Source organism: Achromobacter sp. 1014246743 (assembly GCF_059760725.1).
Window position 1 is genome coordinate 1 of record NZ_JCBANA010000102.1, and the last position, 18,551, is coordinate 18,551.

Here is an 18,551-nt window from a genome sequence, read left to right on the forward strand (position 1 = left end):
CAGCGGCTGCGCCCGCTGCCGCCGCGCCCGCCGCAGCGGCGCCGGGCACCGCGCCGCCCGCGTCCGCGAATACGGCCGCCAGCGCGCCCGTGCCTGGCCGCAGCGCGCTGGACTTCAGCGCGTCACGCCCTGCGTGGGAAGGCTACCTGCAAGGCGCGGACCCCGCGCTGGGCAAGCAGCTGGCCGAGGCCGGACGGCCCGCCGCCGGCATCCAGGCCTGCGTTGCCTGTCACGGGCAGAACGGCATCACGCCCAGCGGCGGCATCTTCCCCAACCTGGCCGGGCTGACGTCCGAGTACATCGCCAAGCAGTTGGCCGACTTCCGCCAGGGCACCCGCAAGCAGCCGCTGATGAACACCATCGCCCAGGCGCTGACCGAGCAGGAAATCGGCCAATTGGCGGCCTATTACGGCACCCTGGCCGGCCCGCCGCTGCACGTGGGCGAAGCGGGCGGCGAGGCCGCGCGCAAGCTGGACGTGGCCGGCGACGGCGCGCGCGCCCTGCCCGCCTGTGCCAATTGCCACGGCCTGCGCGGCTTGGGCGAAGGGCCGCTGCTGCCGCGGCTGGCGGGCCAGTCCAAGGAGTATTTCACCGACCAGATCACAGCCTTTCGCAACGGCTCGCGCCAGAACGACGACGTGGGCGTGATGCGGGCGTTCGCCCAGCGCCTGACCGACGCCGAGGTCCAGGCCCTGGGCCAGTACTACGCCGGCAAGCCCTGAACGCGCCGCCCCCCCCGCCCCCACGAACGGGGGCCGCGGGGCCGCGCGGGGCGACGACGTGCAAGGCCGACGGCATTTTTTTCTTGGTGTTTTCCCTGATGCCTACTTATAATCGCAGCACTTTCAACCACCCCGAGATCATTGTGGACAACGACGGATGTAGTCGATACACGACTGCTCGCGCCGCTTGACGCAGGATTCTTCGCAGCATCATCTGCCTAGTCCTGCGTAAAGCCAGGACACGGCATTCGGCCCGGCAGCCCACGCGCGATGCGCGCACGGCCCAGGCCGCAGCCCTCCCCCGAATCTCCCTTACCGACGCGAACCGCGGGCTTTGTTGCGCCCGCGCCGCGCCGGCCAGGCGGCGCCTGCATGTGGACCTTCCACCGTACTCCCCCTGGAGACGATCATGCGCATCAAGAAATTCTTCCCCTTCGTGGATGGGGCCGCCACCCTGCGCGGCGCCGGCCAGGCCGCCGCGCCCGCCGCACCGGCTGCCACCCCCACCTACCAGTTCACCATCGTCAGCCTGGCCGACACCCTGAACGCGCTGCGCAAGCAGCTGTACTACGAGCTGCAGGCACTGGACCTGCGCGTGCTGAACGTGCGCATCTCGCGGGCCGAGGCCGGCCAACTGGCCAGCACCATCGTCACGCTGCAATGCCCGCCGCAGCTGCGCGGCCTGCTCAACGCGGTCGCCCTGCGGCTGGGCCAAAGCCCCGACGTGCGTCGGGTGCACTGGGAAAGCGAGGCCGGCGCCAGCCTGGCCGTGCTGCCGGCCTGAATGACGGAAAGGAGACTGTCATGAAAGACCCGTACAAATGCCTCCTTGTCGCGCGGGTGGCGGCGCTGCTGCTGATCTGGCTGCTGGCTTTCGTGCTGACGGCGCTGTCGGTCTGGCAATTGCCCTGAAGGGCGCCGGCCCGGCCGGCGCCCGTCGGTCGCCCCTCGGCACCGCACATTCGTAAAAAAACACGCTGCATTCGAGAACAACAACATGAAGAACTTCGAAAACATCCAGCTGCTGACGCTGGCCAATACCCTCATCAGCCTGGCCACGGCCTTCGTGCTGGGGTCCATCGTGGGCTTCGAGCGCCAGGTGCGCCAACGCACGGCCGGCCTGCGCACCAACGCCCTGGTGGCCGTGGGCGCGGCCATTTTCGTGGACATGGCGTTTCGCGTCGGCGGGCCCGACGGCGGCGCCCGCGTCATTTCCTACGTCGTGTCGGGCGTGGGTTTCCTGGGCGCGGGCGCCATCATGCGCGAAGGCGGCAGCATCCGCGGCCTGAACACCGCGGCCACGCTGTGGGGCTCGGCCGCCATCGGCGCCTGCGCCGGCGCCTCGCTGATTCTGGAGGCCCTGGCCGCCACCGTGTTCGTGCTGGCCGCCAACACGCTGCTGCGCCCGGTGGTCAGCTACGTCAACCGCCAGCCGGTGGACGCGCAAACCACGGAAGTCACCACCGTGATCCACGTCATTGCCCATGTGGACCAGCGCCAGGCCGCCATGACCGTGCTCGAAGACGTGCTGGAAGCAGAACAGCTGCCCCTGTCCGAACTGAAGATCGACCAGTTCGGCGAAAACGAGGTCGAGATCGAGGCGGCGCTGAGCGAAGCATCGGTCGACGAACTGGACCTGGACCGCGTCACCGCCCGCATCGCCACCGCCCCCGGCGTGCGCACGGCGTTCTGGGCCGCGCGAACGGTGTGATGCCCCGCGCGAGGCGCCTGCGGCCTGCGGCGATGCGCCGCAGGCCGGGCCGCCCCGGCGCTGGCAAAACCTTCTAGAATGGGCGCCGACCATGCGCCGCCCGTTCTCGCCCTTTGCCCGCAACACCGCCACGCTGTGGCTGGTGCTGGCACTGTTCGCGCTCAAGGCCCTGGTGCCGCAGGGCTTCATGCCCGCCACGCAGCAAGGCACGCTGATCCAGCTGTGCTCGGCCGCCGGCACCATCTGGGTCGCCGGGCCCGCCAAGCATCGCGATGCCCCCGACGAGCGGCACGCGGCCCAGGCCGCCGCCTGCCCGATGGGCGCCATGCTGGCGGCGGTGGCGTTGCCGCCCTCGCCCGCGCCGCTGTTGGCCAGCACGGCCGTCATGGCCCATCCGCTGGCCGCGCGTGCGCCGCCGGCCGTAGCCGAAGGATTCCTGCCCGGCCCGCCGCTGGGCGCCCGCGCCCCGCCTCTTTTCCCGGTTATCCGCTGATCGCTGCGCCGCACGCCGTGCGGCTTCTTTGGCTTACCGAGAAATTCCATGTCTTTTTCTTCCGCCAGGACGCGCCGCGTCCTGAAACGGCGCGTGGCCGTCTGGACCGCGCTCGCCTTCACGCCCGCGCTGCACGCCCAGACGCTGCCGGTCACGGCCGCGCCGACGGCTGCCCCGTCTTCCACGCCGTCCCAGGCCAGTTCGCGCGGCATCGCGACCCTGCCCGCCATCTCCGTCTCGGCCGACGCGCCCTCCGCCACCTTGCTGGAACAGGCCAGCACCGGCACGCTGCTGGGCCTGACGCCGTTCGACACCCCCGCCAGCATCGACGTCATCAGCAACGAACAGCTGCGCGAACGCGGCGCGGTCAACGTCACCGACGCCATCACCCAGGCGGCCGGCATCAGCGCCATGCGCCATCCGGGCAACGGCGGCTCGTCGCTGTCGTCGCGCGGCTTCACCGATTCGAATTCCGTGGCCCAGCTGTATGACGGCGTGCGGCAATTCGGCGGCGTCGGCCAGACGTTCATCTACGACCCCTGGGCCGTGGACCGCATCGAAGTACTGCGCGGCCCGGCCTCGGTGCTGTATGGCGAGGGCGCGATCGGCGGCGTGGTCAACGTGATTCCCAAGAAGCCCACGCGCGGCCCCATCGAAAACGAGATCCAGACTACCGTCGGCACCCACGACACGCAGCGCCTGGGCTTTGGCAGCGGCGGCGCGCTGGACGACAAATGGTCGTACCGGCTGGACCTCAGCGGCAATCACAGCAATTCGGGCATCAGCCTGGGCGATTCGCGAGATGTCGCGGTGACCGCCGCGCTGCGCCTGGACGTGTCGCCCGACCTGAACTTCACCCTGACCCAGGCCTACGCCTGGCAGGAACCGACGCGCTACTTCGGCACCCCGCTGATCAACGGCGACATCGACTACAGCCTGCGCGGCAAGAACTACAACGTGGCCGACAGCAAGATCATCTACCGCGACAGCCGCACGGAACTGAAGGCCGAATGGACGCCCAACCCCGCCACCCGGGTGCGCAGCCGCGTCTATTACATCGGCAGCGACCGCGACTACCGCGACGCCGAAAACTATACGTGGCAGCCGGCCAGCGGCCTGATCCAGCGCAGCGGCTACACCGACATCCGCCACGACCAGCAGCAGGTCGGCACCGTCACCGACGCCAGTTTCGACGGCCACCTGTTCGGCCTGGCCAACAAGGTGGCGGTGGGCTTTGAGGTGAACCGGGCCTCGCTCAAGCACACCAACAACTCGCCCTACTCAGGCACGTCGCTGGTGGATCCGTACGACGTGGATCACGGCCGCTTCATCAACGTAGCCGGCACCACGCCGCGCTACCGCAACACGGCCGATCAATACGCGCTGTTCGCCGAAAACCGGTTGATGCTGACCGAGCGCTGGTCGGTGCTGGGGGGCTTGCGCTACGACCATATCGACCTGAAACGGCGCGACCTGGTCGCCGGGCAGACGGCGTTCGACACCGCCTTCAACAACGTCGGCTGGCGCATCGGCACCGTCTACGACGTACTGCCCACGCTGTCGGTCTATGGCCAGTACGCCGAAGCCGCCGACCCCATCGGCAGCCTGTTGCTGCTGTCGCCGGCCAACAAGGATTTCGAGCTGTCCAAGGGCCGCCAGGTGGAAGTGGGCGTCAAGCAGACGTTCTGGGACAACCAGGGTCAATGGACGCTGGCGGCCTACCATATCCGCAAGAACAACCTGGTGACGCGCGCCCCCAATGATCCGTCGCTGCGCATCCAGGTAGGCGAGCAATCGTCGCGCGGGCTGGAGGCCACGCTGGGGGTCGCGCTGACCCCGGCCTGGCGGGTGGACCTGAACGCCGCCGTGCTGCGGGCGCGCTACGACGACTTCAGTGAATCCGTCAATGGCGCGGCCGTGTCGCGGGCGGGCAATGTGCCCACCGACGTGCCCGAGCGCGTGGCCAATGCCTGGGTCAGCTGGAAGTTCGCGCCGCAATGGACGGCCAGCGCCGGCGTGCGCTACGTGGGCAAGCGGTACGCGGACGCGGCCAATCGGCTGGAGATGGCGGGCTACACCACCACCAACCTGGCCTTGCAATGGGAGCCGCGCCGCGACCTGACGCTGGCGCTGCGGGCGTTCAATGTGTTTGACCGCCAGTACGCCGAAACCGCCTACTACAACCAGACGCAATGGTTGCTGGGCGAAGGCCGCCGCGTGGAACTGAGCGCGAACTACCGGTTCTGACGGCGCCTGGCAGGCCCGCCATCGATCCGTGCGTTCGGCCCTTGCGCGGGATCAGCGCTTGTCGGATCCGGGCGAAAGCAGGTCCGAGATCGCGTCGCCGACGTCCTTGACGGCGCCGGCGACGCCGCTGGCCGCGCCTTCGGCCCCCACGCCCAGCACGTGGCCGACCCCACGCGCGATCTGCGCCGCAAACCCGCGCGAAGCCGAGAACTTGGGGTTGTCCAGGCTGCCTGACAGGCTGAATTCCATGCGCAGCGCGCCATTGCGGTCTTGCATGGCAGCCAGCACCGCCTTGCGCGGCAGCGAAAACAGCGACCCGTCGCCGCTGAACTTCAAGCCGCGCAGCGCCACCACGCCCGAGGCCTTCAACTGGCGCTTGACGATGGTGGTCTGCATATCCAGATCCATCGCGCCGCCCGTCAACGAGCCCGCGCCGTTTTCCGCCAGGTACGGCGCGGCATAGCGGATGTCCATATTGCGCACGGCCACCTTCATGTCGGCGTCGGTGGCGCCGACTTCCAGCGAGCCGGTCGCCGTGACGGTGGCCGCACCGTTGCGGTTGTCCTCGACCGAGCCCTTGAACTCCATGTCGCTGCGCTGGCCATCGGCCGGCAGGACCAGCGGACGCAGGCGCGCCGAGGCGTTGTTGAACGGTATGCGATGCGGCGGCTTCGCAATGGCCGCGTCGAAGAAGTCCAGCCGGCCATCCTGCAGCACGATGTCGTCGATCCGCACGGGATTCTTGCGCCGCGTGGGGTTGTTGCCGCCATCGGCCTCGCGCAGCGCCGCCTGCAGCGCCGGGGCGATCTGCATGTCGCCGTCGGGCGCTCGCACCACCGCAAAATCGAAACCCTCGATCGTGACCTTGCGGAACACGGCCTCGTGCTGCAGGAACGACATCCATTCGGGTTCCGCCACCACGCGCCGCGCACTGGCCGGCGCCGCATCGCCACTGCCAGGGACCTTCACGTCGGTCAGCACCACCTGCCGCCATCCCACCTGCACATCGCCCACCTGGGTGCGCGAACCCAGCAGGTTGGCCACGCGCAGCTCGACGATGCGCGTGGCCGCCACCGCCAGCACCGCCAGCACGGCAGCCAGCAGCACGACAATGGCCAGGGCCATGCCCAGGGGCGAACGCAGGCGCGGCGTAGCGGAAGGCAAACTCATCGGGGATCCTGTAGGGTGACCGCAACGCCAGCGCGTCACGGCACGAAATAAAGGGACTTGCCAGCACCTTACCGACCGAGCCCACCCGGCGCAAGGCGTGCGGCGTCACCAGTACGCGGCCATCAACGACGGGCGCGGCGGCGCAGACGGTCGGTCTGCCATGGCGGTGGATACGGCGATGCCCGCACAGGTTTCCCCACACGGGCATCGCCGTCACTCACCCTGCATCTGCCAGCCGTCGCCGCAGCGCGGGCTCACTCGAATGCCATCAGCGCATCAGCGCTGGGTTTGCGACCGTTGCTGGCCGGCTTGCCCAGGTTGCTGACCCGGCTTGCCGTCCTTGTCCATCTGCTGGCCGCCCTGGCCGGGCTGTTGCTGGCCCGCTTGGTCACGATCCTTCGGGCTTTCCTGCGTCTGCTGCTTCTGGGGCTGCTTCTGCTGGTCGGGCTGATTCGGGTTTGCCATTGCAAGTCTCCTAGTAGGCGGAACCATTCCGCCATACAGGACGTAGCAACTGACGTGCCCAAAGCCGGCGCCGCCCGGAGTGGGCAGGCGCCGCACCCCGGCCAGGCCGTTGCGGCCCCGGTAATTTCGGGATGCGGGGGGTAGAAATGGCGGCCAGGCCTGCCCGGGCGGGTCAGACCCTGATTGGCCAGGCGGCTATTGGGTAGTGACGTGCGCCGGCAGGCCGGTTTCGGCGTCCTGCGGGTCGAAGGCGTCCAGCCAGGCGGACGCATAGCTGGCGGGCGCCGCCAGCGGCTCGCCGCGGTCGCGCTGCACGCGCAGGCGCATCAACAGATCATCCAGCGGCATCGGCCGGCCCAGCGCATAGCCCTGCCCATAACGGCAGCCAGCGGCGCGCAACGCGGGAATGTCCGCGACGTTCTCGACGCCCTCGGCCACCACCCGCCAGCCCATCCGGGTGGCCAGCTCGGCGGCGGTGCGCAGGACCTCGAACGCCACCGCGCTGCGGCGCATGCGGGTGACGAAATACTGGTCGATCTTCACTTCGGACAAGGGAATGGCGGACAGCAATTTCAGGGACGCATGGCCGGTACCAAAATCGTCCAGGCTGACCTCGCAACCCGCTTCTTCCAGCCTGGCCAGCGTCGCGCGCAGGGCTTCCAGTTCCTTGATGGGCTGGTCTTCGGTCAATTCCACCCGCAGCAAGGACGCGGGCAGTTCAGCCGCATGAATACGGGCCAGCAGGAAATCGACCGACCGTTCATCGGACAAGGTGGACGCCGGGGCATTGATGGCCACGGGTATCGCCATGCCGGCGCGGCGCATGGTCAGAATCATGTCGATGGCCCGCTGCGCCACCCGTTCGAATAGCGTGCGGTCCAGCCCCAGCCGGTTGACGGTGGGTATGAATTCGGCGGGCATGACGATGCCCAATCGCGGATGTTGCCAACGCGCCAACGCTTCGGCCGAGACTATACGGCCAGTCAGTAAATCCACCTGAGGTTGCAGCAACACCCTCAGGCCCTCTTTGCCGGTAATCATGGCAGCGACTTCGTCGTCGCTGACCACCGAGCTTGTGGAAGCCTCGTGATTGGGCGTCATGTTTGCTCCTTAAGTGCCTCGGAGTACGGCCTGCGCTGTCCGGGCGCAGACCGAGGCACGTTGGACATGAGTATTCACATTCGGCTTGCAGGAGGATTCATACTGCCTAGCGTTACTTACCCAGCGCACTCGCTATTCGATCGCCACTGTTTTTTTATGCGATTTCGAACATTTATTCCAGCGATTGTGCGCGCATGCGGCGCCAAAGTCACACATATGTAACCAGGAGTATTCAAGCCTGATCTTTCATGAACATCCCGATAATCGGACACTCAGAAAATTCATTATTTTTCTGCCTTGTCGACATGGTAGCGTTGCGTTTTTTTTGGCATTCCGCGTGACTACCCTGATTTCCCGCTGGCGCAATGCCTTGCGCAATGTCCTGTGGCTGGACGCCCTGCAAGCCGCGGCCATCAGCGCCGCGCCCGTCATCCTGGCGGTGCTGGCCCACGAGCCTCGCCTGGGCTGGACGGCGATTGCCGCCTTCTGGGCCTGCTTTGGCGACCCGGGCGGCCCGCTGCGCCAACGAGCAGGGTCGATGCTGGCGCTGGGCTTGATCGGCGCCCTGTTCTGCTTTCTGGCCAGCGCCAGCGCCGGCCACCTGTGGCTGCTGCTGCCGCTGACGTTCGTCTGCTGCACCTTCGGCGGCCTGCTGCGGGTGCTGGGGCCGGCGGCGGCCATTGTCGGCACGCTGCTGTCGGCCGGCTTCGTGGTGGCCGCCGAGCTGCCGGCGCCCACGCTGGCCGCCAGCCTGTCGTACACCCTGTTCTTCGTGGCCGGTGCGCTGTGGGCCATCGTGATGACGGCGCTGGTCTGGCGCCGCCGCCCCTGGAAGGACGCCACCCACGCGGTAGCGCACTGCTACCGCGGCCTGGCCGATTTCGGTGACGCCCTGGCGCGCATGTATTCCGGCCTGGCCCCCGCCGGCGGGCCGCAAGCCTGGAGCGCCGTCACCCGGTCCCAGCGCAGCGCCCTGCGCGCCGCCCTGGAAGCCGCCCGCGGCCGCATCCGCGAAGTGCAGGACGCGCGGCCATCGCGCCGCGCCCGCGCGCAGCAGCTGTTCTATCTGCTGGACAACGCCGAAGACAGCTTCATCGCGCTGGTCGCGGCCGCCGACCTGCTGGAATCGAATGCGCCGCGCTGGCTGGGTCGGGGCGCGGGCGCCAACCTGTCGCACACCTTCCACCGCTACGCCAGCGTGGCCAACGCCATCGCCAGCACGTCCGACGTCACCGATGCCAAGCAGGCCGACTGCCTGCGCGAACGGCTGGCGCACTTCGGCGCCGGCCTGCACGAGCTGCGCGGGGCGGCCATGGCCTATGCCCCGGACCTGGCGACCATGGTGCCGGTGCTGGACCGCCTGCTGCAGAACGCGCAGGCCGTCATGCAGGCGCTGTTCGACCGCGACGGCGCGCCGGATGTGCCGGCGCTGGCCGCGCGCGCCGATTCGCCCGCGCGCGCAGCGTGGCGCAGCCTGCGGCAGAACCTGCGCTTCGAATCCGATGCCTTCCGCCACGCGCTGCGCGTGGGCATCGGCGCCACCATCGCCGTGGCGTTGTCCAAGACCTTTGCCGTCAACCACGGCTACTGGATGTCGCTGACGTTGGTGTTCATCCTGCAGCCATATTTCGCCACCACCTGGCAGCGCACGGTGGAACGCGTCATCGGCAGCGTGGCCGGCGCCATCGGCGCCTCGCTGCTGGGCCTGCTGCTGACCACGCCGCTGTCGGTGGCGCTGGCGGTGTTGCCCATCGCCCTGGGCACGTTCGCCGCCCGCACCATCCATTACGCCCTGTTCACGTTTTTCCTGACCTCGCAGTTCGTGCTGGTCAGCCATATCCAGCAGCCCGACATCTACGAGCCCATGCTGGCGGCGCTGCGCGCCTTCAACAGCGTGCTGGGCGGGGTACTGGCGCTGCTGGTGGGCTTTCTGGTGTGGCCCGAGAAAGAACCGCGCCAACTGGCAGGCGCGCTCAGCCGCGCGCTCGATCGCCATGCCGCCTACACCCTGGCGCTGACCCGCGACAAGAGCGGCGCGGGCGCGGCCGAGGACATCGTCGGCCTGCGGCGCCTGGCCTGCCTGTCGGCGGACAACGCCGAGGCTTCGTTGCAGCGCCTGCAGCAGAATCCGGTGCACCGCGACCGCAACGTCGACACCGCCGTGAACCTGCTGAGCGCGATGCGCCGCGTCACCGCGGCCGGCACCGTGCTGGAAATCCAGCCCGCGCTGGCGCCGGACAACGCCGCCGCCCCGCTGCTGCGCGACTACGGCCAGGCGCTGGCGCAGGCCCTGCATCCGCAGGAAGCCGCGCCCGCCGCCGACATCCGGCAACTGGCGGTGCCCGCGGCGCTGGCGGCGGCCGCGCCCACCCTGGCCGGGCCGCTGGACCGCATCGCACAGCAGGCGCGCCAGGTCAGGCAATTGCGCGAACGCGTGCAGCAGGCCTGACCGGCCCGCGACGAGCCTGGCGCCGGGCGCGGGCCGCCACCCGGGCTTGCGAAGCGGCAGGCTTGCGTCGGCCCCGCCTAAGTGCAGTCGGCTTGATGCGCATCAAAGGCCGCTTGCCCGGAACGCGCAACGATGAAGGCCTGTCGCGCTGAAAAGGAGGCCGCCATGTATCGCCGCATTTCCGTCCACCTGGACCACGGGTTCGATTGCGCCCGCCGCACGCACGTCGCGCTGGCCCTGGCCAAGCGCCACAAGGCCGAATTGGTCGGCATCTATGCCAGTTCGGCGCCGCCGCAGTACTACTACGGCGAATCCGTGCTGATGTCCAAGACGCTGAGCGTGATGCGCGACCTGCAGTCGCAGAATCGCGGTGCGGTGCAGAACGCCTTTCTGGAAGCGGCCGCCAACGCGGATGTGCCCGCGGTGGTACGCGCCGGCGACAGCACTCCCAGCGCCACGGTGGCGCTATATGGCCGCACCAGCGACCTCATCATCGTCAGCCAGGAAAACCGCGAAGACGTCGAGGCCGCGCACGAAACCGAATTCGTCGAACAGGCCTTGCTGACGGCCGGTCGCCCCGTGCTGGTGGTGCCGTCCAGCGGCGAATTCCCGGTGATCGGCGACCGCGTGCTGGTCTGCTGGGACGGCAGCCGCGAAGCCGCGCGCGCCCTGGCGGACGCCGCCCCGCTGCTACGGTCGGCCTCGCACCTGGTGGTGTTGACCATGGACGAAGGCGCCGCCACCCGCAAGGGAGAAGCCGTGCCGTTCGAAGACCTGGCCACCTATTGCATCGCCCAGGGCATGCCGGCGCCCGACCACGTGCGCCGCGACATCAAGGGCGTGGGCGTCGGCAGCACCATCCTGAATGCGGCGGCCGACTACAGCGCCGACCTGATCGTGATGGGCGCCTACGGCCACAGCAAGCTGCGCGAATGGGCGATGGGCGGGGCCACCGCATCCATCCTGAAAAGCATGACCGTGCCGATCATGTTCTCGCACTAGCCATCCTGCGAACCCGGCACGGGCGTCAGCACCGGCTTGCCGTGGAAATGCGCGGTGGCGTTTTCCAGGAACAACGCCACCGTCGCCGCCACCGCTTCGGGCGAACGGCCCGCGCTGTGCGGCGTCAGCACCACGTTGTCCAGCTTGAACAGCGCCGGCGGTACCACCGGTTCGCCCTCCACCACGTCCAGCCCCGCGCCCGCGATGCGGCGTTCGGCCAGCGCGGCGATCAGCGCCTCGGTGTCGACCACGCTGCCGCGGGCGATGTTCACCAGATAGCCCTGCGGCCCCAGCGCATCCAGCACCGCCGCATCGACCAGGTGGCGCGTGTCGGCCCCGCCCGGCGTGGCCACCACCAGGAAGTCTGACGCGGCGGCCAGCGCCCGCGGGCTGTCGTAACAGGTGTAGCCGCTTTCAGGACGCGCCCGCCGGTTGTAGTAGCCCACCGTCATGCCGAAGCCCTGCGCGCCGCGCTTGGCGATTTCCAGGCCGATCGTGCCCAGCCCCAGGATGCCGAGCCGCTTGCCGGACACCTGCGGCCCCATGAAGCCGTTCCAGTGGCCCTGTCGCACCCAGGCATCGGCCTGCGGCAGGTGCCGCGCCGCGCCCAGCAGCAACGCCATGGCATGGTCGGCCACCGAGGTCGCATTGGCGCCCGGGCCATGCGTGACCCGCAGGCCGCGCGCCCGCGCTGCGGCCACATCGATGTTCTCGAAGCCCACGCCCAGCGAACAGATCAGTTCCAGCCTGGGCAATGCCGCCATTTCGTCGGCATGAAACCCGGTGGCCCCGCGCGTGAGCACCACGCGGATCTCGTCGGCATGTTCGCGGATGGCGCGGGCGCGTTGTTCGGGGGTGGTGGCAAGCACGCAGCGAAAGCCGCGGTCTTCGATGGCGGGCAGGAAATCATGCACGCTTTCGATCAGGATCAGGAGGGGGATCTTCATGTTGCTGCGGGTTGGAGTCGGGAGTGCGGGGGCGGCGGTGCAGGCCGCCAAAAAACAGGCCGGCTCATAGTACGCCTCGGTACAATTGCGCGCCACCTGCCCGTCCCGCCCTTGAACGCGTCATGAAAGCCAAGCTCCGCAAGACCCTGCGCACTGCCCTGTCCACCCTGCACCGGTGGGTGGGCTTGATCCTGGGCGTGGTGCTGGTGCTGGCCGGCCTGTCGGGCAGCCTGCTGGCCTTTGACCACGAACTTGACGGCTGGCTGAATTCGGCCATGTTGCGCAACCGGGCAGGCACATGCGCCGCGCCCTTGCCCCCATCGGCCGCGGCGCAAGCCGTGCAGCAGGCCTGGCCGGGTGCCGCGGTCAATGCCATCACCCTGCCGCAATCGGCCGTCGACAGCTACCGCGTGCAGTTCAAGCATGCTGCCACGGCCGACAACGAGGCCGGCGTGGACGCCTGCTCGGGCCAGTTGCTGGCCAGCCGCAACCGCGATGCGGTGTCGCTGGACCGCGCCCACGTCATGCCCTTGCTGCTACGCTGGCACATGACGCTTTTGCAGGGCAAGACCGGCCGTGAAGTGCTGGGCTGGCTGGCGGTGGCCTGGATCGTATTGCTGCTGGCGGGCGTGTACCTGGCCTGGCCGCGTCCGGGCCATTGGCGCCGCTCGGTCTCGGTCACGCGCGGGGTCGGCGCGTTTCGTACCAGTTATGAACTGCACCGCGCCGCCGGCCTGGTCTCGGCCGTGTTCCTGCTGGTGGTCGCGGGCACCGGCTTTTTCATGGGGCTGCCGCAACTGGGTCGCCAATGGGTTTCCAGCGTGATGAGCGTGCCGGTGGATGCGCGCGCGGCAAAGCGGGCACCGCTGGGCGCGGACGAAACGGAACTGGGTTGGGATGGCGCGGCCGCGAAGGCGCGCGAGGCGGCGCCTGCCACCGCCACACTGGTGATGCTGCGGCGCGATGCCGCCAATGGCGTCTACCAGGCCCGCATGCGCCGCGCCGACGACTGGCAGCCGGTGGGCACGTTGCGCCTGTTCATCGATATGCGCAGCGGCGCGTTGGCGTCGGCGGTCGACCCCTTGTCGGGCACGGCCGGCCAACGCCTGCTGGCGGTGATGTTCCCGCTGCATTCCGGCAGCCTGTTCGGACTGCCCAGCCGCATCCTGACCGCGGTGCTGGGCCTGCTGCCGCTCTTGTTCTTCGTGACCGGGCTGGTCATCTGGATCAGCCGCCGTCGGCTCAAGCACCGCGGGCGGCTTGCCGCGGCACAGGCGCCCAGGCCGGCGGCCCGGCGCGCCTGATGCCGCGAAGCGGATGCCTTACCTTGGCAAGGCGTCCGCAGCCGTTATATTCGCCCCATCAGCAGCAACACGATCAGCACGATGACCACGATCCCCAGCAACCCGCTGGGGTAATAGCCCCAGCTACGGCTGTGCGGCCACGCGGGCACGGCACCGATCAGCAGCAAAATCAGAATGATCAGCAAAATGGTGGACATGATTTGATCCTTTTTTCTTGGTGGGTGCGTCGATTCGGCTGACGCAAATCAATGGAAACGCGCGAGTCTTTCCTTCACCGGCGGCTCGAGCGGCGGCAGGTCCACCTCCGGCTCATCGGTATCGGGATCAACCGGCAGGTCGCCCGGCGGCGAGCCCGGCGGAATAGGTTCCGGCTTGGGCGGAACATGCAAACGCAGATCGGCAGACATGGCACTCTCCTGTAAAGGTGCTGCTTTGGGCGAAGCCGGAACCCTCCGGCCCCACGTACCCGGCACCGCGCCGCCACTCAATGGCGCACCAGCGCAAACACGCGCAGGATCTCGCGGTTGAAGGCGGGAATGTCGTCCGGCTTGCGGCTGCTGATCCACCGGCCATCCACCACCACCTCTTCATCCACCCAGTCGGCGCCCGCATTGCGCAGGTCATCGGCCAACGAAGGCCAACTGGTCATCTTCCGGCCCTTGACCAGGCCGGCGGAAATCAACAGCCAGGCGCCATGGCAGATCACGGCCAGCGGCTTGCCCGCTTCGTGCATCGCCTGCACGAATTCTCGCGCTTTGGGATGCAGCCGGATCTCATCCGCATTGACGACACCGCCCGGCAGCAGCACCGCATCGAACGCCTCTTCGCGCGCCTCGGCGAAGATCAGGTCGGCCTCGTAATGGTCGCCCGGGTCGTTGTGATGCATGCCCTGCACCGGCCCACGCCTGGCCGACACGATGACGGTGCGCGCGCCTTCATCGTGCAGCGCGTCGCGCGGCCCCGTCAGTTCCACCTGTTCAAAACCGTCCACCACCAGGATGGCCACATTGAAGTCCTGTAGCGTCTTCGCCATGCAAAAGCTCCTTCCGTTACCCAGGCTGCCAGAACAGCAAGCGCCGTGCCCAAGCCGTTGCAGCCGGCACAGGCATGGCGCTTGCTGGGGCTGGCGCGACTTGCAGGAGGCCGACATGGCATCACCCAGGGCACACGCCACGACATCCCCCGCGAAGCTTCCCCGCGCCAAGGCCGCGGCCCCGGCCGTCCACGGCAAACTCGTCTACATGGACGACACCCTGCCCGGTTACAGCCGGGTGCGGGTCAACGGCGCCACCTTCCATTACCTGGACACCGCCGGCCGGCGCATCACCCGCCGCACCGAGCTGGAGCGCATCCGCAGCCTGGCCATCCCGCCCGCCTATGAAGCCGTGTGGATCTGCCCGCTGCCGTGGGGCCACCTGCAGGCCACCGGCCGCGATGCCCGCGGCCGCAAGCAATACCGCTACCACCCCGCCTGGGCCCGGCAGCGCGATGCCGACAAATACGACAGCCTGCGCGAGTTCGGCGCGAGCCTGCCGCGCATTCGCCGCCAGGTCGCGCGCGACCTGCGGATCGCGGGGCTGGCGCAGGCCCGGATCACCGCCGTGGTCGTGCAATTGCTGGACGACACGCTGATCCGCATCGGCGCCCGCGAATACGTGCGCGCCAACCGCTCATATGGCCTGACGACGCTGACACGGCGCCACGCCACGGTGCGCGGCGACCGGCTGCGCTTTCGCTTTCGCGGCAAGAGCGGCGTGGAACACGACGTCACCGTCACCGACCGCCGCATCGCCCGCATCATCAAGCGCTGCCTCGATATCCCCGGACAGCAGCTGTTCCAGTACCTGGACGAAGACGGCAAGCCGCATGCCGTGGATTCCGAACGGGTGAACGCGTATCTGCGCGAGGCAGGCGCGGCCGATTTCACGGCCAAGCACTACCGCACCTGGGCAGGGTCGGTGCTGGCCTACGCCGCACTGCAACGCCGGCCGTATGTCGACGAGCGCCAGGCCAAGCAAGCGGTGGTGGACGTGATCAAGCAGGTCGCGCAGCGGCTGGCCAACACGCCGGCCGTGTGCCGCGCCTGCTATGTCCATCCCTTGATCCTCGACACCTACCTGGCCGGCCGCCTGCCTGCCCACGGCCCGGCACCGGCCGGCCCGCGCGGCCTGACGGCCGACGAACGGCGCTTGCTGGCGTTCCTGGGCCAGGCCTGATGCCGGGCGGTCTCAACACAAGCGCCGGGCTTGCCTGGAAATGGCCGGACGCGAGGCCGCCCGCGGCGTTCCCGGCTGCGCGGCGGGCGTCGTCAAAGAATCGACGACCTGGCGTTCCTGGCGCGCGGCTGCGGCGCGGCGCCATCGGCCCAATTGGATTCGGTCTGGTCGTCCACGGCGCGTCGGATGTCGCGGGCCGCCTCGTCCGGCGTCGACGCCGTGGGCTTGGGCGGCAATTGCGGCACATCGACGGGGCTTTGCGGCGGCAGCACCTTGGCAGCGGCCGCGGGCGCGTCTTGCGCCATTTTCTTGCCGCCGGGCGTGGCGGCGGTCTTGCGAGCAGTCTTGGTCGATTTCATGTTGGCACTCCCGTTTTGACTTGCTTTCATGCTGCGGCGCGGGCCGCATCGGCGTCATCCGACGACCGTCAGAATTGAAAGCGGATGTGGCGTTGATGGCAGGCGCGGCGCTTGCTGGGTAAAAAGAACATTCCCCCAACGCCTACCCAGGAGCTATCGATGGCCAACACCCATACCCCCTTGCCCTCGGACTTTCCCGAGCACGGCCCGGACGACAGCGGCGCGCGCGGACGGCGTCGCCATCCCGAAAGCTGGATCGACGACCTGGAAGCCACGCTCAGCGACGCTTCCGCGACCGACCTCGACGCGCTCAAGGCACGCCTGGCCGACCAGTTGCGCGACACCCGCCGCAGCCTGCGGGACGCTTCCGACACCGCGCACGACATGGTGCGCGAAACCATCGACTGCACCGAGCAATATATCCACGCGCGTCCCTGGCAGGCGGTCGGCCTGGTGGCCGGCGCAGCCTTCCTGTTCGGCGTGATCGTGGGCCGGCAGTAGCCTGGGTCGCCCGCCGACCCCACCCGCCATGGGCAACGGGCGCCGCACCGGTGAAGGCGCGGCGCCCGACGAGTCCCGCAGCGTTTACTTCTGGGCCTTTTCCTTGGCGTCGCCATAGGCTGCCTGGGTCTTGCCAGCGACCTTCTGGGCCACGCCCTTGATTTCGGTCGACGTGCTGCCGGTGGCCTTGCCCGCCACTTCCTTCACCTTGCCCGCGGCCTCGTTGACTCGGCCCTTCACTTGATCCTTGTTCATGGCGATTCCTCTCTGCATGGATGGGGTGCCGACGCCGGGTGGCGCGGTCGGCGTCCATGCAGCAAGCGCCGTGCCCACCCCGTGCCCCCTACTTGCCGGGGCCGGCCTGGTCCCACGCGGCCGCCTATTGCGCCAGCGTGGACGGCGCCTCGACGTGGCGCGGGGGGGTCAGGGGATCGAAGTCTTCCCATTTGCCCTCCAGCCAGCGACCCTGGGCGCGCTCGATATCGCGGCCCCCGGTTTCACGCAGCACCTGGCGCGCCAGGGCTTCCTGTCCGGGCGCGACCGGCAGCGCCAGCATGACGCCCGCCGGACGGACGGCCGGGTGCATGCCGGGGGCCTGCGGGGTCGTGGCCAACGCGCGCTTGCTGCGCCCCGCCACCCAGAGCGCCCCGCCCAGCGCCCCCAGGTAGGCACCCGCGCCCGCCGCGGCAACAACGACCAGGACCGCCGCGCCCAGCCACAGCGCGGCCAGCCCACCGATCAGGGCGAACACCAGCCCTAGCGCCGACGCGCCGGCCAGCGCGCCCAGGTGCGCCCCCCTCGCGTCCGGGTCCGCCACGCGATCGCCGCCGATCGGATAACGCGCATGTTCGCCCGCCGAGTTGAGGTAGAACGTATGGAAATCGTCTTCGGAAAAACCTTCGTCACGCAGGCGCTGGGCCGCCAGGCTGGCGGCATCGAAGGTCTGGAAGCGTGCGGCAACAATCAGGGACATGACTCTCTCCTCTCAGCACGGCGCGGCATTGGCCATGCAAAAAAAGGCAGCAACTGCCATGCCTGTACGCGCCCCACGGCACGGCGCTTGCTGAGCGTGTCTGCAAGTGACCAGACGTAAGCTGGCGGGCAACCGCCACGGCCGGGTCCCCACGCGCCCCCCTCCGCCACATCGGCAACGACGCAATAAACGCCACGCCGTGCAGGATTTACCTGCGGTGGGCAAAGGAACAGACCATGTACGCCTATGACGACGACGACGACGTGACCGCCGGCCCGGGCGACCCCGCGTTGCGCGAGCCGACGGGCCGACGCACGTTGGGGCCGCTGGACTGGATTGCCTTGATCGCCCTGGTGGCTGGCGGCGTCAATTGCGGCCTGATCGCCGCCGTCAACCTGGACGTGTTTGCGCGCGTCCTGCCCTCGGCGATGGCCGCGCGCGTCGCCTACGGCCTGGTCGGCCTGGCGGCGCTGCATTGCATCGTGCTGTTGTTTCGACTGGGCGCGGAAAACGACTGACGCCGTCCGTGGCGCCCGTCGCAGCCGACGCCTTGCACCCGACCGTTACGAGCGCCCTCCCGGCTTGCGCGTGCCGGGATACTGCCCCCCTTCCTCGTATTCCGGCCCATCCGGGTGCGGCGTCTTGTCGGCGCCGCGCGCGGGGGCCGCGGCCTTGTCCGTCCCCGGCTTGTCCGACCCCAACTGCCCGCTGCGGCGGGCGGCATCGGTCTCATCCTGCGGCGTGTTCGCCTTGCCGCCCTCCGGCGCCCCGGCGCCAGCCTTGCTACCCGCATCTGTCTTGCTCATGACTGGTCTCCTTGCGTTGCGCCCTGCGCGATGACGCGGGCGCCCTGGATGTCGGCGCAAGTGCCGTGCCTGCCCCGCCCGGGCA

General features: G+C 69.0%; 22 protein-coding genes. 11 read left to right on the top strand and 11 right to left on the bottom strand.

Annotation, left to right across the window (positions count from 1 at the left end; translation table 11 throughout):
- From AC6LJ2_RS28170 to AC6LJ2_RS28190, 5 genes are all read left to right on the top strand, one after another.
- Positions 1-722, top strand: a 722-nt coding sequence (locus AC6LJ2_RS28170; RefSeq protein ID WP_498152631.1) for a c-type cytochrome, incomplete at its 5' end; no start/stop codon positions are given.
- Positions 723-1,131: 409 nt separating this feature from the next.
- On the top strand, positions 1,132-1,506 hold the full coding sequence (locus AC6LJ2_RS28175) for a hypothetical protein (protein ID WP_263913396.1): 375 nt from the start codon (positions 1,132-1,134) through the stop codon (positions 1,504-1,506).
- 213 nt (positions 1,507-1,719) lie between these two features.
- Entirely contained in the window at positions 1,720-2,433 is a 714-nt protein-coding gene (locus tag AC6LJ2_RS28180; RefSeq protein ID WP_263913397.1) for an MgtC/SapB family protein, read from the top strand.
- 91 nt (positions 2,434-2,524) lie between these two features.
- Positions 2,525-2,926: a DUF2946 family protein gene (locus AC6LJ2_RS28185; RefSeq protein WP_263913398.1), complete on the top strand. Its 402-nt coding sequence runs from the start codon at positions 2,525-2,527 to the stop codon at positions 2,924-2,926.
- 48 nt (positions 2,927-2,974) lie between these two features.
- Positions 2,975-5,173, top strand: coding sequence for a TonB-dependent receptor (locus AC6LJ2_RS28190; protein ID WP_498152632.1), 2,199 nt, complete (start codon positions 2,975-2,977; stop codon positions 5,171-5,173).
- 51 nt (positions 5,174-5,224) lie between these two features.
- Here AC6LJ2_RS28190 and AC6LJ2_RS28195 read toward each other — a convergent pair whose 3' ends face one another.
- The 3 genes from AC6LJ2_RS28195 to AC6LJ2_RS28205 all read right to left on the bottom strand — a co-directional run bounded on the left by AC6LJ2_RS28195 (position 5,225) and on the right by AC6LJ2_RS28205 (position 7,909).
- Positions 5,225-6,343 (bottom strand): DUF748 domain-containing protein, encoded by a 1,119-nt coding sequence (locus AC6LJ2_RS28195; protein WP_263913400.1) that lies wholly within the window; start codon positions 6,341-6,343, stop codon positions 5,225-5,227.
- Positions 6,344-6,619: 276 nt separating this feature from the next.
- Positions 6,620-6,808 (bottom strand): hypothetical protein, encoded by a 189-nt coding sequence (locus AC6LJ2_RS28200; RefSeq protein ID WP_263913401.1) that lies wholly within the window; start codon positions 6,806-6,808, stop codon positions 6,620-6,622.
- A gap of 195 nt (positions 6,809-7,003) precedes the next feature.
- Positions 7,004-7,909 carry an EAL domain-containing protein gene (locus AC6LJ2_RS28205; RefSeq protein WP_263913402.1) on the bottom strand — a complete coding sequence of 302 codons (906 nt, stop codon included), beginning with the start codon at positions 7,907-7,909 and terminating at the stop codon, positions 7,004-7,006.
- A 337-nt stretch (positions 7,910-8,246) separates the two neighbouring features.
- Here AC6LJ2_RS28205 and AC6LJ2_RS28210 point away from each other — a divergent pair, with 337 nt between their 5' ends.
- Both AC6LJ2_RS28210 and AC6LJ2_RS28215 read left to right on the top strand, forming a co-directional pair.
- Positions 8,247-10,358, top strand: coding sequence for an FUSC family protein (locus AC6LJ2_RS28210; protein WP_263913403.1), 2,112 nt, complete (start codon positions 8,247-8,249; stop codon positions 10,356-10,358).
- Positions 10,359-10,523: 165 nt separating this feature from the next.
- On the top strand, positions 10,524-11,360 hold the full coding sequence (locus tag AC6LJ2_RS28215; protein ID WP_263913404.1) for a universal stress protein: 837 nt from the start codon (positions 10,524-10,526) through the stop codon (positions 11,358-11,360).
- Here the strand turns inward: AC6LJ2_RS28215 and AC6LJ2_RS28220 are convergent.
- The gene (locus AC6LJ2_RS28220) at positions 11,357-12,307 is read right to left on the bottom strand and encodes a 2-hydroxyacid dehydrogenase (RefSeq protein ID WP_498152633.1); all 951 of its coding nucleotides are present in this window, start codon (positions 12,305-12,307) and stop codon (positions 11,357-11,359) included. The two genes, AC6LJ2_RS28215 and AC6LJ2_RS28220, sit on opposite strands and share 4 nt — an antisense overlap.
- Before the next feature lie 122 nt (positions 12,308-12,429).
- Between AC6LJ2_RS28220 and AC6LJ2_RS28225 the strand changes: the two genes are divergently transcribed.
- Entirely contained in the window at positions 12,430-13,611 is a 1,182-nt protein-coding gene (locus tag AC6LJ2_RS28225) for a PepSY-associated TM helix domain-containing protein (RefSeq protein ID WP_498152634.1), read from the top strand.
- A 44-nt stretch (positions 13,612-13,655) separates the two neighbouring features.
- Here the strand turns inward: AC6LJ2_RS28225 and AC6LJ2_RS28230 are convergent, their stop codons facing one another.
- From AC6LJ2_RS28230 to AC6LJ2_RS28240, 3 genes are all read right to left on the bottom strand, one after another.
- A complete protein-coding gene (locus AC6LJ2_RS28230; protein ID WP_076520934.1) occupies positions 13,656-13,808 on the bottom strand; it encodes a DUF3309 family protein in 153 nt (50 codons plus the stop codon).
- Between the two features lie 48 nt (positions 13,809-13,856).
- Positions 13,857-14,018: a hypothetical protein gene (locus tag AC6LJ2_RS28235; protein WP_263913407.1), complete on the bottom strand. Its 162-nt coding sequence runs from the start codon at positions 14,016-14,018 to the stop codon at positions 13,857-13,859.
- Between the two features lie 77 nt (positions 14,019-14,095).
- Positions 14,096-14,644: a type 1 glutamine amidotransferase domain-containing protein gene (locus tag AC6LJ2_RS28240; protein ID WP_263913408.1), complete on the bottom strand. Its 549-nt coding sequence runs from the start codon at positions 14,642-14,644 to the stop codon at positions 14,096-14,098.
- A gap of 115 nt (positions 14,645-14,759) precedes the next feature.
- Between AC6LJ2_RS28240 and AC6LJ2_RS28245 the strand changes: the two genes are divergently transcribed.
- Complete coding sequence (locus AC6LJ2_RS28245) at positions 14,760-15,827, top strand: DNA topoisomerase IB (RefSeq protein WP_498152635.1); 1,068 nt, start codon at positions 14,760-14,762, stop codon at positions 15,825-15,827.
- A gap of 92 nt (positions 15,828-15,919) precedes the next feature.
- Here the strand turns inward: AC6LJ2_RS28245 and AC6LJ2_RS28250 are convergent, their stop codons facing one another.
- Positions 15,920-16,186, bottom strand: a complete 267-nt coding sequence (locus tag AC6LJ2_RS28250) for a hypothetical protein (protein ID WP_498152636.1) — start codon at positions 16,184-16,186, stop codon at positions 15,920-15,922.
- A gap of 159 nt (positions 16,187-16,345) precedes the next feature.
- Here AC6LJ2_RS28250 and AC6LJ2_RS28255 point away from each other — a divergent pair, with 159 nt between their 5' ends.
- Positions 16,346-16,687: an ElaB/YgaM/YqjD family protein gene (locus AC6LJ2_RS28255; protein ID WP_263913410.1), complete on the top strand. Its 342-nt coding sequence runs from the start codon at positions 16,346-16,348 to the stop codon at positions 16,685-16,687.
- Positions 16,688-16,771: 84 nt separating this feature from the next.
- On the opposite strand, the gene AC6LJ2_RS28260 is transcribed toward AC6LJ2_RS28255, so the two are convergent.
- A complete protein-coding gene (locus AC6LJ2_RS28260) occupies positions 16,772-16,942 on the bottom strand; it encodes a CsbD family protein (protein ID WP_263913411.1) in 171 nt (56 codons plus the stop codon).
- Positions 16,943-17,066: 124 nt separating this feature from the next.
- Complete coding sequence (locus AC6LJ2_RS28265; RefSeq protein ID WP_263913412.1) at positions 17,067-17,660, bottom strand: hypothetical protein; 594 nt, start codon at positions 17,658-17,660, stop codon at positions 17,067-17,069.
- 236 nt (positions 17,661-17,896) lie between these two features.
- On the opposite strand from AC6LJ2_RS28265, the gene AC6LJ2_RS28270 reads away from it, so the two are divergent.
- The gene (locus AC6LJ2_RS28270; protein WP_498152637.1) at positions 17,897-18,178 is read left to right on the top strand and encodes a DUF378 domain-containing protein; all 282 of its coding nucleotides are present in this window, start codon (positions 17,897-17,899) and stop codon (positions 18,176-18,178) included.
- A gap of 45 nt (positions 18,179-18,223) precedes the next feature.
- Here the strand turns inward: AC6LJ2_RS28270 and AC6LJ2_RS28275 are convergent, their stop codons facing one another.
- A complete protein-coding gene (locus AC6LJ2_RS28275) occupies positions 18,224-18,466 on the bottom strand; it encodes a hypothetical protein (RefSeq protein ID WP_263913414.1) in 243 nt (80 codons plus the stop codon).
- Positions 18,467-18,551: the final 85 nt, after the last annotated feature.

Bases quoted from the DNA above. Each gene is read 5' to 3' on its own strand.
- AC6LJ2_RS28175 (WP_263913396.1), top strand. From the start codon at position 1,132: ATGCGCATCAAGAAATTCTTCCCCTTCGTGGATGGGGCCGCCACCCTG.
- AC6LJ2_RS28180 (WP_263913397.1), top strand. From the start codon at position 1,720: ATGAAGAACTTCGAAAACATCCAGCTGCTGACGCTGGCCAATACCCTC.
- AC6LJ2_RS28185 (WP_263913398.1), top strand. From the start codon at position 2,525: ATGCGCCGCCCGTTCTCGCCCTTTGCCCGCAACACCGCCACGCTGTGG.
- AC6LJ2_RS28190 (WP_498152632.1), top strand. From the start codon at position 2,975: ATGTCTTTTTCTTCCGCCAGGACGCGCCGCGTCCTGAAACGGCGCGTG.
- AC6LJ2_RS28195 (WP_263913400.1), bottom strand. From the start codon at position 6,343: ATGAGTTTGCCTTCCGCTACGCCGCGCCTGCGTTCGCCCCTGGGCATG.
- AC6LJ2_RS28200 (WP_263913401.1), bottom strand. From the start codon at position 6,808: ATGGCAAACCCGAATCAGCCCGACCAGCAGAAGCAGCCCCAGAAGCAG.
- AC6LJ2_RS28205 (WP_263913402.1), bottom strand. From the start codon at position 7,909: ATGACGCCCAATCACGAGGCTTCCACAAGCTCGGTGGTCAGCGACGAC.
- AC6LJ2_RS28215 (WP_263913404.1), top strand. From the start codon at position 10,524: ATGTATCGCCGCATTTCCGTCCACCTGGACCACGGGTTCGATTGCGCC.
- AC6LJ2_RS28220 (WP_498152633.1), bottom strand. From the start codon at position 12,307: ATGAAGATCCCCCTCCTGATCCTGATCGAAAGCGTGCATGATTTCCTG.
- AC6LJ2_RS28225 (WP_498152634.1), top strand. From the start codon at position 12,430: ATGAAAGCCAAGCTCCGCAAGACCCTGCGCACTGCCCTGTCCACCCTG.
- AC6LJ2_RS28230 (WP_076520934.1), bottom strand. From the start codon at position 13,808: ATGTCCACCATTTTGCTGATCATTCTGATTTTGCTGCTGATCGGTGCC.
- AC6LJ2_RS28235 (WP_263913407.1), bottom strand. From the start codon at position 14,018: ATGTCTGCCGATCTGCGTTTGCATGTTCCGCCCAAGCCGGAACCTATT.
- AC6LJ2_RS28240 (WP_263913408.1), bottom strand. From the start codon at position 14,644: ATGGCGAAGACGCTACAGGACTTCAATGTGGCCATCCTGGTGGTGGAC.
- AC6LJ2_RS28245 (WP_498152635.1), top strand. From the start codon at position 14,760: ATGGCATCACCCAGGGCACACGCCACGACATCCCCCGCGAAGCTTCCC.
- AC6LJ2_RS28250 (WP_498152636.1), bottom strand. From the start codon at position 16,186: ATGAAATCGACCAAGACTGCTCGCAAGACCGCCGCCACGCCCGGCGGC.
- AC6LJ2_RS28255 (WP_263913410.1), top strand. From the start codon at position 16,346: ATGGCCAACACCCATACCCCCTTGCCCTCGGACTTTCCCGAGCACGGC.
- AC6LJ2_RS28260 (WP_263913411.1), bottom strand. From the start codon at position 16,942: ATGAACAAGGATCAAGTGAAGGGCCGAGTCAACGAGGCCGCGGGCAAG.
- AC6LJ2_RS28265 (WP_263913412.1), bottom strand. From the start codon at position 17,660: ATGTCCCTGATTGTTGCCGCACGCTTCCAGACCTTCGATGCCGCCAGC.
- AC6LJ2_RS28270 (WP_498152637.1), top strand. From the start codon at position 17,897: ATGTACGCCTATGACGACGACGACGACGTGACCGCCGGCCCGGGCGAC.
- AC6LJ2_RS28275 (WP_263913414.1), bottom strand. From the start codon at position 18,466: ATGAGCAAGACAGATGCGGGTAGCAAGGCTGGCGCCGGGGCGCCGGAG.